This is a genomic window from Thalassospira lohafexi (assembly GCF_002844275.1).
GTDB classification, from domain to species: domain Bacteria; phylum Pseudomonadota; class Alphaproteobacteria; order Rhodospirillales; family Thalassospiraceae; genus Thalassospira; species Thalassospira lohafexi.
Genome location: NZ_NXGX01000002.1, coordinates 59,843 through 76,732, shown reverse-complemented (window position 1 = coordinate 76,732; position 16,890 = coordinate 59,843). Strand labels below are relative to the sequence as shown.

The following is a 16,890-nucleotide window of genomic DNA, read 5'->3' as shown; positions in this document are numbered from 1 at the left end:
ATAGTTGAATTTCATCTCATACAGGTATAAGTCGACAGGAATAACAAAGATAACACTTTAAATAGCGGGCCGCGGTGAACGACAGACAGAACATTATCCATGTCCTCTGCGACGAAGAACACCGCCATATGTTGCCATCAGCACTTATGGGGTTCGGGGTACGTTTGCTTGATCCGCAAAAGCCAATCCCGGGCAGCACGATGATTTTGATGGTTGATGTCGACCTTCGGAATCCGGAAATGGTCGCCCGATTGCGCGAATTTCGCAAAGTATCACAACGTGGTTCGGATCAGATCTTTGCCATTGGCAAAAACGATTTGCAAGACGAACTACAGGCAACCGCGTTGGGAGCCAGAAAGACCATCACCAAGCCAATCACCGAAAAAGTATTGGCCAAACATATTGAAGAACGCCGCGTTGCCTTGGGCATGACCGGGCAAACAGCCATTACCGCAGCACAAGCCGGTGCCCAAGCCATTCAGGACAGTTTTGACGAAGCCAAAGACGACACACCGGTCAATATCGATAAAATAAGCGAAGCTGGTAAGAACATTGCGGCTTCTATTGCTGATCTCGGTATTTCAGAATGGCTCAGCACAGTCCGAGTTTATCACCAATCCACATTCCAGCATATCCTGCTGGTGACCGGCATTGCCTGTGCATTTGCGCAAAACACCGGCATGAGCAATTCAGACATTGCCAAGCTAACCCAGGCGGGGCTTTTACATGATATCGGTAAGGTTTGGATCCCCGAGGAGATCCTCGACAAACCTGGAAAGTTAACTGCGGATGAGTTTGACATCGTCAAGCGTCACCCGATGGATGGCTATAACAAACTGTCCTCACAGGGCAATATTGATCCGTTGATCCTGCATGGTGTGCGGCATCATCATGAATATCTCAATGGCAGTGGCTATCCCGATGGCCTGTCTGCGCCCGAAATTCCCGATTTAACGCGCATTTTAACCATATGTGACATCATGGGCGCCTTACTCGAAGACCGGTCCTACAAGCCACCTTTTAGCATCGAAAAATCCATCTCCATTCTGATGAAGATGGCCGATGACGGTAAAGTTGAGCGGGCTCTTGTTCGTGCACTTGCACATGTGATGACCCAGCATTGGACACCGGTAGAGCAGGCGAAAAACCCTGGTGCGCTGAAAGCCTAACACGGTCCCCCGCCCCATGCTCATACCGATCAAATCGCGTGCGTTTTCGTGCTCAGATATCTTGTTCAATCAATTTGCAGCGCTGGAAATAGCGGATGTTTTCACCACTATCGGCATCGATCATTTTTTGATGCATGATCCGATACATGCCACTGGCCAGTGCGCCGGTGTGGTTAGTCGCGACGATCAACCACAAGAATGCGTGTTCATCGGCCCGGTCCCGGTCGGTATTGGATGGTAAGGCGTTGCCGTTCGGATGGGAATGGAAACAGCCGACAATTTCCTCGCCGGTTTCCCTGACGGTCCGGTGGGTATCAATCAAGGTTTGCGGATCAATTTCAAAGGTCTTTTGCGGTTCATCAGCAACATTTCGGGCAACAACCACGCGCTGAATGCGATCAGGAACGGCGTTTGACGCAATCAGAAGGCCACAGGTTTCCTCGGGCCAATGCAGGGCGCAAAGATCCCGAATTTCTCCATGCAGGCGTGCCGAAAAGTAAACCCGGTTTTGGTTCTGCCGGTTCTGTTCACTGCCCTGCCCCCCCATGCATTGTTTTCCTTTTGATTGGCCCGTATGGCCGCCTACTGCGCGGATGTTCCAAGCAGGATACGCCCCAGAACCTTTTTTTTCTCAATCGATACGATGACAAGGCGTGAAGCGTTGCCCTCATCACTCTCGATATGCAGGGTCACATCGTCGCCCTGACGGGAATAGCTAATAAGTTTCTCGCCGGGGGCCATATCAACCGCAATATCGCCAAATGCAGACAGCGAAGCAGAGGGCATCATTGGTGCCGCATTTGATGACACAACATCCCCCGCCAAAGGAACAGACGGGGTTACAGGTGAAACCGGTGTCGTTTTTGGATCATCTGCATTCTTGTCAAGGGACAGCCCATAGGCCACCAGACCAATGCCGACAACAATCAGCACACCCATAAAAAGAACTAAAACCTTAACGATACGCATCGTATTTCCAACCGATAAAACTGTGTGATCGCTGCATTTTCGACCTTGTGAAACCGATCACGCAAAACGTATGTCAACGCCATAGCGCCATGGTCAACGAATTGCAAGTTCCCAAAATGCGATTGATCCGTGATTGTGATGAGGATCAAGCATGATTAAAAGTCTGTCACCACATTTCATTTGATTGCATTACACGTCAGACGCGCTAAAACCTGCAAAACAAAGGTATCACGCCTGCCCTGACGTCATAACGATGTCGCCTTGCATGGCATAACAACATACATTTGACAGATGAACGACACCGATCAGAGTACAGAGATCCTTGAACATACCGCCACGTCCGCGGACGAAGGTGCACGTCTTGACAGGGTTCTGGCTGGTGCATGGCCGGAACAATCGCGTTCCCGGATCAAGTCCCTGATTGAAGACGGGCATCTTTTGCAAAATGATCAAACCGTTCTGAAAATGTCGGGAAAGGTCAAAGGCGGCGATAAATTCGTCCTTACGATCCCTCCTGCCGAGCCAGCCCTGCCCGAAGCCGAAGATATCAAGCTTGATGTCCTTTATGAGGACGATGACCTTCTTGTGATCAACAAGCCCGCCGGCATGGTTGTCCACCCGGCCGCAGGCAATGAAAGCGGCACACTGGTAAATGCCTTGCTCGCGCATTGTGGCGACAGCCTGTCGGGGATTGGCGGGGTTAGACGCCCGGGCATTGTCCATCGACTTGATAAAGACACCAGCGGGGCGATGGTTGTTGCCAAAAACGATGCCGCACATCGTGGTCTTTCGACCCTGTTTTCCGAAGATAAAGACAATATCGACCGGGCATACCTTGCGGTCGTGTGGGGCGTTCCAGCCAAAAGCGACGGCGAAATCGAAGGAAACATCGGCCGCAGTCCGCGCAATCGCAAGAAAATGACGGTCTTGAAATCTGGGGGGAAATACGCACTTACCAGATACAAATTACTGCAAAAACGCGACGACTCGCTGGCATCACTGGTTGAATGCCGCCTCGCGACCGGTAGAACCCACCAAATCCGCGTTCATATGAGCCATATCGGGCACTCACTTGTCTGTGATCCTGTTTACGGCAAGAATAAATATTCACAGAAGTTCAACTTCGAAACGCAAGAAATTTTGAACGCATTCAATAAACAAGCCCTACATGCCAGAACCCTTGGGTTTGTGCACCCAAACACAGGTACGTTTATTTCGACGACAGCCCCCCTCCCCGACGACCTCATAGCTCTTATTGAAAGCCTGAACCTATCCATTAAGATAGGTTGAACTAGACTTTATGGTCTAAATACCATTGACGAAGACTAATACCCATGTATAGCATGATGGAAGGTGCCAGGGGATAAACCGCACCATTTCGAAGCATAACGGGAGGCTTCAATGAAACAGGGAAATGCACTTCCAACAGTTTCTCAAGATGGTTTGACTGTATATCTACAGCGTATTCGCCGTTACCCGATGCTAACACCGGAACAAGAGACGCAGTACGCCTGTGACTTCCGAGACCACGATGACGATGCCGCCGCAGGGCGCATGATTACAAGCCACTTGCGGCTGGTGGCCAAAATCGCGATGAGCTATCGCGGATATGGCCTGCCCGTCAACGAGCTGATCTCTGAGGGCAATGTAGGTCTTCTTCAATCTGTCAAACGGTTCGACCCGGACAAGGGTTTCCGACTTGCAACATATGCGATGTGGTGGATCCGTGCCGCCATTCAGGAATATATCCTTCATTCCTGGTCGCTGGTCAAAATGGGCACCACTGCTGCTCAGAAAAAACTATTCTTCAACCTTCGCAAACTCAAAAGCCAGATGCAGGCTATTGATGAAGGTGATCTGCAGCCAGAGCAGGTCGAATTCATTGCCACCAAGCTGAGCGTTACCGAAGACGAAGTAATCATGATGAACCGTCGTCTTGCCGGTCCTGATCACTCGTTAAATGCGCCGGTACGTGTTGAAGGTGATGGTGAATGGCTTGATTGGCTCGAAAGCAACGAAGAAGATCAGGAAACGACATACGGCAAGCGCGAAGAGTTCCTTCAGCGTATGGATATGCTCAAAAGTGCGATGTCGCATCTCAATGAACGTGAACGTGACATTCTGACACAACGCCGCTTGCTGGAAAGCCCGGTAACACTGGAAAACCTGAGTGTTGCTTATGGCATATCACGCGAACGCATCCGTCAGATCGAAGTTCGCGCGTTTGAGAAAGTCCGTAAATCAATTCACACTGATCTTCCGCACTGAACCCTTCCCGGGTTGAGTTCCTGATACGCGTCCCTTCATCAAACAAAACTACGGCGGACATTGTCCGCCGTCTTTTTTTTGTTACATCGTTGATTTGACTGCGTGCAGGTTTAATTAGCCCGACCGATCTACTTCCTTGATCAGGCTATCGCCCCAGGTTTTGATCAGTCCGCGCTGGTTTTTGCGCAATTCGGTAACTCTGCGCTGAGCCGACAGGTTCAGAACATTTGCAACAATTGGCGGCATCGCAAGATACAGCAACCAGCCTAAACCAGCCGCACCATACATAATTGAAAGAGCAAGTGGCTGGAAAATCTGTTGTGTTGCCCCGCCGACAGTCTGTGCACCATCTTGCCAAAGCTCAAGAATATAGGGTGCCACACCAGAAAAGTTCAAACCAAACACGCAACGCGCCATCATGCGTCCCGGGCTGCGGTCAAAGATGAAGGCGACCAAGGACGGCAATAGCCCCACCGTCAGTGTAATGAATGTCGGCAACGCAACCATGAACAACAAAACGGCTGATGCGATAACCGACAAGCCGGAAAATGCGCTGCGTCCTTTGGGCTTTCTACCTCTTGCTGCCATGTCAGTCCCTTAAAAGATATGCATCAAAAACAGCGCGGACACTGTCAGAAGTGCGATCATGGTTGATGCGAAAGCAGCTGCCTGCTGCCCGACTTTTTCGGCCATTTCAAGACGTGCGGGGCCAGAAGATTCAAGGTCAAAGACCTCGCTTTCGGCTTCGGAATATTCCGCCACCGCCTCGACAAACTCAGACTGGTCCTTACGACGTTCCTGTTCATCGTTGATCAGGTTATAAAGTTCAACAAGGTTGCCGCGCTTCGCCAGTTTTGGAATTTCGGTTTCAACACGTTCACGACGTGCCTTGCTATGGAAGACCTTCACAGCAGGCTCCATCAGACGTGCGACCCAGTGCGACAAGTTCTGCAAATTGTCCGGCCCGTGACGCCATTGAACAACCGCCAACATACTGATGATCGCACGGCTATATTCAACCTCGTCAGACGGGTTTTGCATTGCCATCAACTGGCCTTCAACATCATCTTCAAGACGTGTTGCGATAAAGGCTGCTATGTGACGATCTACCGGCCATGCATCGTCCGATACATTTTCAGCAGCCTTTTCCAACGCAGGCAACAATTGCGCGATATCAACAACATATTCCTGTTCGATCATCGGACTTAGGCAATGTTGGTTCCTCACCATCGAATACAGGCATCTTTCATACCCATATCCAGCACTTTTTTGCTGAATGTAGTAGCGTAGGTTTTTATATGCACTTTGAAGCCGTTGAACTTCAGGGCTGTAACCTTCCTGGCGGCCAAACCAGAAAGCAGGAATATCGCGCACAATAACATCGGAAAAACGCTGCGGGCCACTGCCATGCTGCACATCATAAGACAGCATATTACCAAACCCATCGACCATCGCCGAAAAGCCCTTGTAGCGAACAGGACCGCTCGGATCGAGGATGAGGATCGACCGGGCAACAAGAACTTCCTCGGCTGATCGTTTATCCGCACCGGCCCATTGTAATTGGCGCATGGCATCGGCCATGGCCTTTGCCCGATCGTTGTCACCAAGCCCCCGGCGCAACCAGATTTCCACCGTGCCATCGCGCAAAGGTGTCAGGGCATTTACCCAGTTTTTGGCAACCCCTTGGGCAAGGGCGCGCACAGTGTAGTAATCCTTGCCAGAAATATTTTGTGATCGCGCAGCACGCTTTTCCGTATTGCCCTGAACCGGCTTGGTACGACGCCCGTCAAGCCATGCGTGCAATTCGGCAAAGCCCCAACGTTCTTCGGGATCGTCACACAGCAATCCACGTACTGGTTCAATCATGATAAGCGGGAGTTTTTCTTGTGACGCGATGGCCTGGAACGATCCCTTGGACAATTTGATGTCCATGATTTCCTGATCGGTCATACTCGCCAATGGCCGACGCCCAATTGCCAATTCAGCAAGCGTCATGCCCAGCGCATAAAGATCATCGCTCAAGGTTCCGACACCACGGCCTGCTGGATCTGCGGCCATGCGGGCAGTCGTTTCATAGACCAATGGTTGGTCATAGCCGGGGGGGCCCGAAGCACAATCCCCCAGAATGACTTTCCCCCCCTCCGGATCGCCAAAGAAAAGGTTGGTCGCCCGGACCGCACGGTGTGTAAGCCCCTTCTCGCCAAGTGCCTGAAGCACATTCATCAGTGGCTCGACCACCGATGCGGCGATGTCTTGTTCATTAATTGAGCGCTGCTTGCCAGAAGAAACGATAACGTGGCCACCCTTTGGCTTTTCAAAGAAAAGCACCATGGTTTTACGCCCGAAAATCGGCCAATGCGCGATAGCACTATCAAGAAGATCAATCTGGCCCGCCATATGAACGCCAGACAGAAACTTGATCAAATCATAACGTGTCGGCAAAACCGGGTCAGTCACAAGCGCAAATGCATTGCCCTCGCTCCGGCGCAGATTGTCGGCGGCATAGGCCTTGCAATGGCCCATATCAAATTCAGGTAAGCGCAAATCGGTAAAGACACGGAAGTTACCGATTTCCAGATTTTTACCGCCAGTCGAAATTTCTTCTTCCCGATTGGCGTTGGCATCCGCGGTTTCGTCCACAGGCGCACCACCGCCGGGCTTGTCCATTTCTGGTTTTTGCCCAGCGTCGTTTGAAACGTCCTGTTTCTGGTCTTCCGCTTGCTCTGCCATGGTCCCGATATTCATTACCGACTGTATCATTCCCTGAGTGGCAGGATCGCATTGACCAAATGTCTGCCTGACAGGACGATCAATACGCTACCCTCAAAAGGTTGATAAAACGATACTTCTGATATCACACCGTAGCAAGCGGTTATAAGCCGCCGGTATGGCAAAGCGTGCCAGCAAGTCTTTCATCTAGAACGCAAAAAGCCACCAGCGAGACTGGTGGCTTTTGCAGTGCATGAAACAAATCTTATGTTACCCGCTGAACGGGTCGTGCACCAGAATGGTATCGTCACGTTCCGGGCTGGTCGAAAGCAACGCAACCGGTGCTTCAATCAGCTCTTCAATACGACGGACATATTTGATCGCCGCGGCCGGAAGGTCGGCCCAGCTGCGTGCGCCCATCGTGGTATCTGACCAGCCTTCGATGCTTTCATAAACTGGTTTGGCTTTGGCCTGCAGACGCTGGTTTGCTGGCAAATGATCATAGATCGTGCCATCAATGTCATAGCCTGTGCAGATCTTGATTTCTTCAAACCCGTCAAGAACGTCAAGCTTGGTCAGCGCAATACCGGTAATGCCGTTGACCTTGACCGACTGACGGACAAGTGCGGCATCAAACCAGCCACAGCGGCGTTTACGACCGGTCACAACACCGAACTCATGACCACGTTCGCCAAGACGCGTACCGTTTTCGTCAAACAGCTCGGATGGGAACGGACCTTCGCCAACGCGCGTGGTGTAGGCCTTGGTGATTCCAAGAACATAACCGACACCCGATGGACCCATGCCTGAACCCGCCGCCGCCTGCCCGGAAACAGTGTTTGACGAAGTCACAAACGGATACGTGCCGTGATCGATATCAAGCATCGTGCCTTGCGCACCTTCAAACAGGATACGCTTGCCAGCTTCCTTGAACTGGTTCAGCGATTTCCAAACCGTGTCAGAAAACGGCAGAATTTTCGGTGCGATTTCCTTAAGCTGAGCAAGAAGCTCGGCGCCATCGACTTCCGGCTGACCCAAACCGCGCAGAAGCGCATTGTGATGGGTCAGAAGGTTTTCGACCTTGGCTTCAAGCAGATCTTCATCGGCCAGATCACCAACACGGATCGCACGGCGACCAACGCGGTCTTCGTATGCCGGGCCAATACCACGACCGGTCGTGCCGATCTTGTTGTCACCCGAAGCCGCAGCTTCGCGGGCACGGTCAAGGTTGCCATGCAAAGGCAAGATCAGGCAGGCATTTTCAGCCACACGCAGGTTTTGCGGCGAAATATCCACGCCCTGTTCTTTCAGGCGCGCAATTTCGGTCAGCAATGCCCACGGATCAACAACAACACCGTTGCCAATCACTGAAAGCTTGTTCTGACGCACAATGCCAGACGGCAGAAGGCTCAGCTTATAGGTCGTCCCGTCGATCACCAAAGTATGACCGGCGTTATGCCCCCCCTGGAAACGAACAACAACGTCGGCGCGTTCTGACAGCCAATCGACGATCTTGCCTTTTCCTTCGTCTCCCCACTGGGATCCGATCACGGCAACATTGGTCATCGCAAAACTCCTTGTGCGATAGAGATTTCGTAAAGTTAAGCGCTTAGCGGCATCACTTGGCCGCCAAGGTAAATAAAGTCACAGCCCATGCGGCGCGCTTCAATGCGTGCGCCGTCTTCTGTTTTGGCCTCAGCCGCCCCTTCAAGGGCAGCAACGGTGTAATGACCATCAAGGCGCAGCTGACGTGCTTCGCGCTGCGGCGTGCCAAGCGGCAGATAAACCCGCGATATCGCGTCACCGTCCGGCAAGCCACGCAAAATACTATCCATATAAAGCGACATGCCGGTTGCAGCTTCGCCCGCCGTACCACCGGCACGGTAACGACCGCCCCGGCCAATTTCACCGCGAACGTTTTTGGCAAACAGGGTAAAGCTGACACCGGTCTGATATCGGAAACCAGCCATTTCAACCGGATCGATCGTAAGCGCGGCATCAAGCCCCGAAGCCAAAACGCGTTCAGCAACATCAATCAGGCGATACAACTCATCAGATGCACCAAGCGGCAATTCGAGTTTTTTAAGTTTTGGCAATGCGGTTTTGGCCGGGCCTGCCGCCTCAAGCAATGCCACCAGAACATCAGTGACCTTGCCATCAATCCCCTTAAGGGCGGCGACATCACGACGCTCAAGCGCCTCAATGAGCGCCTCACGCTCATCGCCCTTAACGCCAAAGGCATCAAACAGGCGGACAGGCAAGGTCGGCAAATTGAGGTCAACCGAAACAAACGGCACATTGATGCGATCAAGGGCTTCGAGGGCCAAAAGAACAATCTCGGTATCGGCTGCGGCACTTGAGACACCAATCAGTTCAGCGCCAACCTGGGCGAACTGACGTTCCGGGCGCAAATGCGATCCTTTAATCCGCAGAACATCCCCCGAATACGACAGGCGCAGCGGACGCGGCGCATCAACCAATCGGGTTGCAGCAATTCGACCAACCTGCGGAGTCATATCGGACCTAACACCCATCATGCGACGCGATTCGGGGTCCATAAGGCGAAATGTCTGGGTGGAAAGTTCGGGGGCGGCACCTTCAAGAAGGCTTTCCTCGAACTCGACCAACGGGGTTTTCACCCGGTCATAGCCTGCATGTGCCAAACTGGCCATCAGCTTTTCACGGATTTCAGCTTCCCGTGCGGCGGTTCCTGGCAGAACATCCTGCAGGCCGGCGGGCAAAAGTGCTTTCCTGGCGAGTTCGGTCATTTTGTGTGCTTTCCGGACTGGGCGCGCAAATTCAAGTTGATGGCAGCCTGATCTTGGTCATGGCTCACTATCCGGTAGCGGTTACTACCGCTTTGTGCCGGACAGGGCAACGGGGAAAAGTCCTAAAACGCAAATAATACGTACGAAATACGTCTTATCCAGTCTGAATTTCAGCTTTTACAGACAAATATGCCCAATCAAGCCATGGTAAAAGAGCCTTTACATCGTCGGGTTCAACCGTTGCCCCGCCCCAAATTCGCAAGCCCGGGGGCGCATCGCGATAGCCATTGATGTCCATTGCGATGTCTTCGGCTTCCAAAATCTGTGAAATGCGCTTGGGCAAGGTTGCTTGCTGGTCATCGGGCAATGACAACGCCCACGGATCGACGATTTTGATGCACATCGACGTGTTTGACGCCGTTTCCGGGTTCTCGGCCAGATCTGCGGCCCAGTCGCTGGTCGCCAACCAAGCATCAAGATGCGCACGGTTCGCCCGAGTCCGTTTCAAGAGACCCTCAAGTCCACCAATGTCCTCAGCCCATTTCAAGGCATCAATCGCGTCTTCGACCACAAGCATCGACGGGGTATTGATGGTTTCGCCCCGGAAGATGCCATCAATCAGTTTCCCGCCCTTGGTCATGCGGAAGACTTTCGGCATTGGCCAGGCTGGCACATGACTTTCAAGACGCGCAACGGCACGCGGGCTCAAGATGATCACACCATGGCCGCCTTCACCGCCCAGAACTTTCTGCCAGCTATAGGTCACAACATCGAGTTTATCCCACGGCAGTTCCATGGCAAAAATCGCTGACGTCGCATCGCAAATGGTCAACCCTTTGCGATCATCGGCAATCCAGTCACCATTGGGCACACGTACCCCAGCGGTCGTCCCGTTCCAGGTGAAAACCACGTCGCGGTCAAAATCAACTGTATTGAGATCGGGCAACGTGCCGTAATCGGCCTCAAGAGTTCGGACATCCTCAAGCTTCAGTTGCTTGATCACATCGGTGACCCATGTCGCGCCAAAGCTTTCCCACGCCAGCATATCGACACCGCGCGCGCCAAGCATCGACCAAAGCGCCATTTCCACCGCCCCGGTATCGGACGCGGGCACAACGCCGAGCAAATAATCATCAGGAAGGTTCAGGATTGCGCGTGAACGGTCAATGACCTCTTCCATGCGTTGTTTACCCAGCTTCGAACGATGTGAACGACCGAGCACTGTTGTCTCAAGCGCATCTGCGGACCAACCGGGACGCTTTTTACACGGACCCGATGAAAAGTTCGGACTGGCAGGACGAAGGACGGGCTTGGCGTTCGCAGCATTCTGGGCCATCGGCATATTCCTGAGCAAGAAGAACGATCTGGATGAATTAATTCAGATCAAATTACGGGGGTGATCCTATTGAGACGAAGGCAAAAGTCAAACGCCATCACCACAAACGGGCCAGCCAAATTTGCATGGCTGACCCGGGTAGTCATTGGGGATTGCTATTGCGTGAAGCCCCAGATCAAAACGGGATACCGTAGTACCAGGGCGCAAACAGGCTGAAGGTCACCCAAAGCAGTATAATCAAGGGCGTCCCGGCCTTAAGGAAGTCGATAAAGCGATAATGCCCCGGCCCCATGACAAGCAGGTTGGTCTGATAGCCAACCGGGGACGCAAACGAACAGTTTGCAGCCATTACCACGGCAATCGCAAACACATGCGGGGGCACGCCAAGTTGTTGCGCCATACCGATTCCAATCGGGGTAAACAACACCGCACAGGCATTGTTTGACAACACATTGGTAAAGGCTGCAACGATCAGGAAGAACAATGACAAGATCACAGGGGCCGGTGCACCACGCGTCGCGGCAAGCAACTGATCAGCAACAAATTCCGCACCACCGGTCATTTGCAAGGCATTGCCAAGCGCAAGTGCGGCGGCAACCATTAAAACAATCTTGCGATCAATCGCACGCGATGCCTGACGCAAGTTAAGCGCGCCTGACGCAATCATTAATCCCGCACCGATAAAGCTTGAAATCATGATCGGGACAATTCCCGTCGCCGCCAAGGCAATCACAGTCAGGAAAATCGTTGCCGCACGACGGGCGTGGAACGGGCGGGGCAAGGCACGTGTTGACCATTCCAGCAACACCACATCACGGATTGTGCGAAGTGCTTCGACATCTTCGGAACGGCCCTGCACCAGCAAGACGTCACCGGCCTCAAGCCGGATTTCTGTCATCTGGGTGCGGATCATACGGGACCGGCGCTGAATGCCCAGAACAAGGCATTTGTACTGATACCGGAAACCGATCTGCTCAAGGTTAAAACCAATCAGGCGCGAACCAGGTGGCAACATGACCTCAGCCAGAAGCTGGGTCGACTTTTGCGGTGTGTCCTCGCCACTGTCACTGACCGCTGCGGCATCAGCATGCAGCAAACCGGGATCTTTTTGCAGCGCTTCTGTAAGGGCCTTGCGCGTCGCAGCCACCACCAGAACATCACCCGCCTGAATTTCCATGTCATCTTCGAATGGTGGCAAGTCGGCATGTTCGCGGCGCACAATCATTTGGATGGTGATGTTGGGCAAGTTTTTAAAGAACCCGGCAACCGGACGCGTTCCGATCATTTGCGAGGCAGGACCGACCGTGATTTGGGCAATGAACTGTTTGCCGCTGCTATCAGGATTGGCAAGCTTGCTGCTCATGGAGGCCAGTGCAGGCAAAAGCCGCGGCGCAACGAACAAAACATAGGCGAAGCCGACCAGAGCCAACACACTCCCGATCACGGTGAACTCAAAGAATTCAAGCGGCGGCATCCCCAGTTCAATCAACGAACTCGACACCAAAAGGTTGGTTGATGAGCCGATCAGGGTGGTCATCCCGCCAAGGATGGCCGCGTATGACAGCGGTATCATAAGCGCACTTGGCGATCGCTGAATACGCTCGGAAAGCGCCTGAATGATCGGGATAAAGATAACGACAACCGGAGTATTATTCAGAAATGCCGACATCAACATCACAACGAACAAGCCGATAAAGATGGCCACAGCGGGCTGCTTGCCCCCATGTTCGGTAATTAGACCGGCGATATAGCTTACCCCGCCAGTCAGAACCATGCCCTGCCCGACCACGAGCAACGACAGCACTGTCAACAATGCCGGATTGGCAAAGCCAGACATGATGGTCGCCGCCCCCATCATGTTGTCACCATTGGCATCGGCAAGCGGGAAGAAGTTGAAGAACAACAACAAGGTCGCGATCAGCGCCATGCTGGTCAGTTCAAGCGAAATACGCTCCAGCCCATACAGAACAAGCGATCCAGCAACAAGTGCCAGAACCACCCACATCTGCATTGGTGTTGCAGAACTGGCGACAACACTTTCGATCACGATCTATCTTCCCCTGCTGTTGCAAACCCATGCGGTTTCAGACCAACGGAATTTCCCGTCCGGCCCTGCCGCAATCATCGTATTTTCCCATTACTTAGACGAAAGCCCCATGCCGTGGTCAATAAAAAACAAACCGAAACCAGCGCAATGCGGATTAGTCGGTAGTCGCACGATGACCAAAATACAGGTAAATCCTCACGATATCCGCATCAAAAAACGGGCACCCTCACTAGATGCCCGTTTCGCGAAATTCATATTCGACATTATCAGCCAATCAGGCTGAAACGGTGATTTCACCTTTTAGGTACAGCACCGCCTCCCCCGTAAGATGTACCCGATCACCAACCACCTTGCAGGCAACGACACCACCACGTGCGGATGCCTGATAACCGACAACATCGTCCTGACCGAGCTTATCAGCCCAATACGGCGCGACAACACAGTGCATATATCCCGTCACCGGGTCTTCGTTGATGCCAATGGCCGGCACGAAATAGCGTGAAATCATGTCAAGTCCGGTCTTGTCCCCCGGTGCCGTCACGATAACCCCACGATCCGCAAGCTTGGCCAAGAGTGACATATCGGGCGTCATCGAACGAACAATCGTCGCATCGTCATAAACCGCAACAAGATCAGTATCGCGACTTGCCACGCCAAATGTTTCCACCGGCGTATCGCCACCAAGGGCCGCAATCACATCATCTGCGATTGTTTCAGGCACAATCGGCTGTTTTGGGAAGTCCAGAACAATGGCACCTAAATAACGGCGGGCAGTCAGAATGCCGCTTTTGCTTTGAAGACGGACAATGTCGCCCTCAAACCCAAGCTGATTAAAAATCACATAGGCGCTCGCAAGGGTCGCATGCCCGCACAACGGAACTTCAACTGTCGGGGTGAACCAGCGAATGTGAAAGTCTGCGTTCCCTGCCGTAACCGGCACGAAAAACGCCGTTTCCGACAGATTGTTTTCCATTGCAATTTTCTGAAGCACATCATCAGGCAACCATGTCGACAGCGGCACGACAGCCGCCGGATTACCGGCAAACAAAACGTCGCTAAAGGCATCAATCTGATAGATCGGCAAATTCTTGGTCGTCATCGTCACTTCCTGAAACAGTGCTGTTTTCCGATATATAGCAGCCCATTATAACACCGCAGCATTACAACACAGCGTCAATTGCCTGCTTGATAATGACAAGGTCATGATCCTGCGTCCGCCAATTGCTAAATGCTGCGCGGAACCCAAACCGCCCGCCATATACCGTTGGTGTAAGGAACAGCTTGCCACTTGCATTGATCCGTTCAAGCAAGGCACGATTGTCATCATCTGATCCAACACTGGCAAACATTGTGACATTCAATTTTGGCTCGGCAAGCAGTTCAAGCTTTTCATGGGTTCTAACCCACGCGGCAAGATCGGCTGCCTGATCACAGTTTGCACGAATGATCCCGGCAAATCCTTCGCGGCCATAGGCCTGCATTGACACCCAAAGCGGCAAGGCTCGGAACCGACGCGAATTTTCCACCCCGCGGTTGATATACATGTTGCCTTCGGCCTTGGTGTCGAGATACGGCGCAAACGCCCGGCAGCATTTTTCCAAAACGCCGATATGACGGGTCAGGAAAATTCCGCAATCATAAGGAACGTTCAACCATTTATGCCCATCGGACGTAATCGAGTCTGCCCGATCAAGGCACGCCAAAAGGTGTGACCGCCGATCATCAAGGGCGGCAAACATTCCAAATGCGGCGTCAACATGCAGCCACGCGCCATAGGCCGCACAAAGATCTGCAATGGCAGTCAAGTCATCAAAGTCCGTCGCATTAACCGTCCCGGACGAGGCAATCACGATTTTACCGCGTGCATCGCTGGCAGCAAGTTTGGCTTTGAGGGCATTAACGTCGGTTTGCTCTGTTCCGGAAAGGGTCGCAACCTTGGTAAAGTTGTTCCGTCCAATCCCGGAAATCGAAAGGTCCTTGACCATGCTGGCGTGCGGGCTGGCGGCAAAAAGCTCCAAATCGGGCAAAGCACCCGCACCGTCCGCGTCAATATCGACACCAACTTTTTCACCGCACCATTGGCGACCTGCGACCACCCCCAAAAGGTTTGATACCGTCGCCCCAGTCGTTAAAACGCCATCAAATTTCTTTGCTGGCAGGTGGGCAATTTCGCACAACCAATTGATGACCTGTTCTTCGACGGCGGCATTTACCGATCCTTCTGGTCCGGTGGCATTTTGATCGATGGCCCCGGCAAGCCAATCGCCGACAAGGGCTGCTGGCGTCGTGCCGCCGGTCACAAAGCCAAGATATCTTGGACCAATTGAGGCGGCGAGCAGCGGCAGAATTTCATCCTGCACTGCGCGCAACGCATCAAGTGTGCCGCGACCTTTCTGCGGTAGTGGGCGCGAAGGGTCAAATGCAGAAAAGTCGCGGCATGTCGCATCCATGTCATCCGCGCCTTGAACAAAGCTGTGTGCGACGTCCCCTGTTTGCACAAGGATGCGGCCAAGCTTTTCAAGGTCATCAAACATCAGATGACGTGCTGTATCGGCAGTGGGGCTGCTTTCGGCACGGTTTTCGACGCGGTTCATCAAATATCTCCTGCTAGAATTCGGGCATATTCAGCCCGATCAATGTTCGCGCCGGTCAAAATGACGGCGACTTTTTTGCCGATGTTGTCGTCGCGCCCGGCAATGGCCGCGGCCAGCGGTACAGCACCTGCACCTTCTGCCACCGTGTGACACGAACTGAAATAAAGTCGCATGGCGTCACGAATTTGTTCTTCATCGACCGTCACAATATCCGCAGCCCCCTTTAGGATGATATCAAGGGCAGACGGATTTGGACTGCGACACGCCACCCCATCGGCAAAGGTACGCGCAGCCGCCGTCTCAACAACCTTACCGGCCTTAAACGACTGGGCAATCGCATCCGCGCCGCTGGCGACAACTCCGATGATTTCAGTCTCAAGTCCAAGGGCATCACGCGCCGTAATCAGCGAACAAATCCCTGAGCCCATCCCGACGGGCACATAAACGCGATCAAGCCCGGAAACGGCATCAAACAGTTCGAGCCCATAGGTCGCCACACCGCGCACAAGTTCGCGATGAAAGGGTGGAATCATTACAAGGTCTTCGTTCGTGGCATGCTTGGCGGCAAATTCAGCAGCTTCCTGAAAATCATCACCATGTTCGATGACCTCGGCACCCCACGCCCGCATCGCGGCATTTTTCTCAACCGAATTTCCATGCGGGACAACAATCGTTGCAGCCATGCCAAACCGGCTGGCAGCGTGCGCAATGCTTTGTCCATGATTGCCACGTGTTGCACTGATCACCCCGCGGTTCACATCAACGGAGTTCCCCAGATATCGGCAGAATGTCAAACCACCACGGACCTTAAAGGCCCCCAGTTTAGTGTGGTTTTCATGCTTCACATACAGCGACAATCCCGTTGCACGATCCAGAACCGGCCAACGTATCGTCGGGGTTGGCGCAACATGCTGATGCACAAATTCCGCCGCATCACGTAATTCGGTCACATTAAACAAAGGCATTGTACCCCTTCAATCCATAACAAGAAGAATATCAACACATGTGCACGCAATGCACATCGAAACCG

14 protein-coding genes are annotated in these 16,890 nt (G+C 52.8%); 3 read left to right on the top strand and 11 right to left on the bottom strand.

The genetic code is table 11. The features are described 5' to 3' along the window. Positions 1-74: 74 nt before the first annotated feature. Positions 75-1,169, top strand: a complete 1,095-nt coding sequence (locus tag COO92_RS04120) for an HD-GYP domain-containing protein (RefSeq protein ID WP_133125043.1) — start codon at positions 75-77, stop codon at positions 1,167-1,169. 52 nt (positions 1,170-1,221) lie between these two features. Here COO92_RS04120 and COO92_RS04115 read toward each other — a convergent pair whose 3' ends face one another. Beyond that, the gene (locus COO92_RS04115; RefSeq protein WP_101300175.1) at positions 1,222-1,716 is read right to left on the bottom strand and encodes a M67 family metallopeptidase; all 495 of its coding nucleotides are present in this window, start codon (positions 1,714-1,716) and stop codon (positions 1,222-1,224) included. A 35-nt stretch (positions 1,717-1,751) separates the two neighbouring features. Continuing rightward, positions 1,752-2,138 carry a hypothetical protein gene (locus COO92_RS04110; RefSeq protein ID WP_101300173.1) on the bottom strand — a complete coding sequence of 129 codons (387 nt, stop codon included), beginning with the start codon at positions 2,136-2,138 and terminating at the stop codon, positions 1,752-1,754. A gap of 291 nt (positions 2,139-2,429) precedes the next feature. Here COO92_RS04110 and COO92_RS04105 point away from each other — a divergent pair, with 291 nt between their 5' ends. Together COO92_RS04105 and rpoH are read left to right on the top strand one after the other, a co-directional pair. Continuing rightward, on the top strand, positions 2,430-3,428 hold the full coding sequence (locus COO92_RS04105; RefSeq protein ID WP_101300171.1) for an RluA family pseudouridine synthase: 999 nt from the start codon (positions 2,430-2,432) through the stop codon (positions 3,426-3,428). A 111-nt stretch (positions 3,429-3,539) separates the two neighbouring features. Next, a complete protein-coding gene (gene rpoH / locus COO92_RS04100) occupies positions 3,540-4,406 on the top strand; it encodes an RNA polymerase sigma factor RpoH (protein ID WP_101300170.1) in 867 nt (288 codons plus the stop codon). 114 nt (positions 4,407-4,520) lie between these two features. Here rpoH and COO92_RS04095 read toward each other — a convergent pair whose 3' ends face one another. From COO92_RS04095 to COO92_RS04055, 9 genes are all read right to left on the bottom strand, one after another. Beyond that, complete coding sequence (locus COO92_RS04095; RefSeq protein WP_101300168.1) at positions 4,521-4,994, bottom strand: hypothetical protein; 474 nt, start codon at positions 4,992-4,994, stop codon at positions 4,521-4,523. Positions 4,995-5,003: 9 nt separating this feature from the next. Further along, positions 5,004-7,136, bottom strand: a complete 2,133-nt coding sequence (locus tag COO92_RS04090; protein WP_101300892.1) for a serine/threonine-protein kinase — start codon at positions 7,134-7,136, stop codon at positions 5,004-5,006. 249 nt (positions 7,137-7,385) lie between these two features. Further along, positions 7,386-8,681 carry an adenylosuccinate synthase gene (locus tag COO92_RS04085; RefSeq protein ID WP_101300167.1) on the bottom strand — a complete coding sequence of 432 codons (1,296 nt, stop codon included), beginning with the start codon at positions 8,679-8,681 and terminating at the stop codon, positions 7,386-7,388. A 35-nt stretch (positions 8,682-8,716) separates the two neighbouring features. After that, positions 8,717-9,883 carry an ATP phosphoribosyltransferase regulatory subunit gene (locus tag COO92_RS04080; protein WP_101300165.1) on the bottom strand — a complete coding sequence of 389 codons (1,167 nt, stop codon included), beginning with the start codon at positions 9,881-9,883 and terminating at the stop codon, positions 8,717-8,719. Positions 9,884-10,037: 154 nt separating this feature from the next. Then, positions 10,038-11,219: a phosphoserine transaminase gene (locus COO92_RS04075; protein ID WP_101300164.1), complete on the bottom strand. Its 1,182-nt coding sequence runs from the start codon at positions 11,217-11,219 to the stop codon at positions 10,038-10,040. Positions 11,220-11,394: 175 nt separating this feature from the next. Next, on the bottom strand, positions 11,395-13,266 hold the full coding sequence (locus tag COO92_RS04070) for an SLC13 family permease (protein WP_022730606.1): 1,872 nt from the start codon (positions 13,264-13,266) through the stop codon (positions 11,395-11,397). 274 nt (positions 13,267-13,540) lie between these two features. Next, complete coding sequence (locus COO92_RS04065; protein WP_101300163.1) at positions 13,541-14,365, bottom strand: PhzF family phenazine biosynthesis protein; 825 nt, start codon at positions 14,363-14,365, stop codon at positions 13,541-13,543. Positions 14,366-14,426: 61 nt separating this feature from the next. Further along, positions 14,427-15,860, bottom strand: coding sequence for a pyridoxal phosphate-dependent decarboxylase family protein (locus tag COO92_RS04060; protein WP_101300161.1), 1,434 nt, complete (start codon positions 15,858-15,860; stop codon positions 14,427-14,429). Then, positions 15,860-16,825, bottom strand: coding sequence for a threonine dehydratase (locus COO92_RS04055; protein WP_206186353.1), 966 nt, complete (start codon positions 16,823-16,825; stop codon positions 15,860-15,862). Before COO92_RS04055 ends, COO92_RS04060 begins: the two co-directional genes overlap by 1 nt. Positions 16,826-16,890: the final 65 nt, after the last annotated feature.

Bases quoted from the DNA above. Each gene is read 5' to 3' on its own strand.
- COO92_RS04115 (WP_101300175.1), bottom strand. From the start codon at position 1,716: ATGGGGGGGCAGGGCAGTGAACAGAACCGGCAGAACCAAAACCGGGTT.
- COO92_RS04110 (WP_101300173.1), bottom strand. From the start codon at position 2,138: ATGCGTATCGTTAAGGTTTTAGTTCTTTTTATGGGTGTGCTGATTGTT.
- COO92_RS04105 (WP_101300171.1), top strand. From the start codon at position 2,430: ATGAACGACACCGATCAGAGTACAGAGATCCTTGAACATACCGCCACG.
- rpoH (WP_101300170.1), top strand. From the start codon at position 3,540: ATGAAACAGGGAAATGCACTTCCAACAGTTTCTCAAGATGGTTTGACT.
- COO92_RS04095 (WP_101300168.1), bottom strand. From the start codon at position 4,994: ATGGCAGCAAGAGGTAGAAAGCCCAAAGGACGCAGCGCATTTTCCGGC.
- COO92_RS04090 (WP_101300892.1), bottom strand. From the start codon at position 7,136: ATGGCAGAGCAAGCGGAAGACCAGAAACAGGACGTTTCAAACGACGCT.
- COO92_RS04085 (WP_101300167.1), bottom strand. From the start codon at position 8,681: ATGACCAATGTTGCCGTGATCGGATCCCAGTGGGGAGACGAAGGAAAA.
- COO92_RS04080 (WP_101300165.1), bottom strand. From the start codon at position 9,883: ATGACCGAACTCGCCAGGAAAGCACTTTTGCCCGCCGGCCTGCAGGAT.
- COO92_RS04075 (WP_101300164.1), bottom strand. From the start codon at position 11,219: ATGGCCCAGAATGCTGCGAACGCCAAGCCCGTCCTTCGTCCTGCCAGT.
- COO92_RS04065 (WP_101300163.1), bottom strand. From the start codon at position 14,365: ATGACGACCAAGAATTTGCCGATCTATCAGATTGATGCCTTTAGCGAC.
- COO92_RS04060 (WP_101300161.1), bottom strand. From the start codon at position 15,860: ATGAACCGCGTCGAAAACCGTGCCGAAAGCAGCCCCACTGCCGATACA.
- COO92_RS04055 (WP_206186353.1), bottom strand. From the start codon at position 16,825: ATGCCTTTGTTTAATGTGACCGAATTACGTGATGCGGCGGAATTTGTG.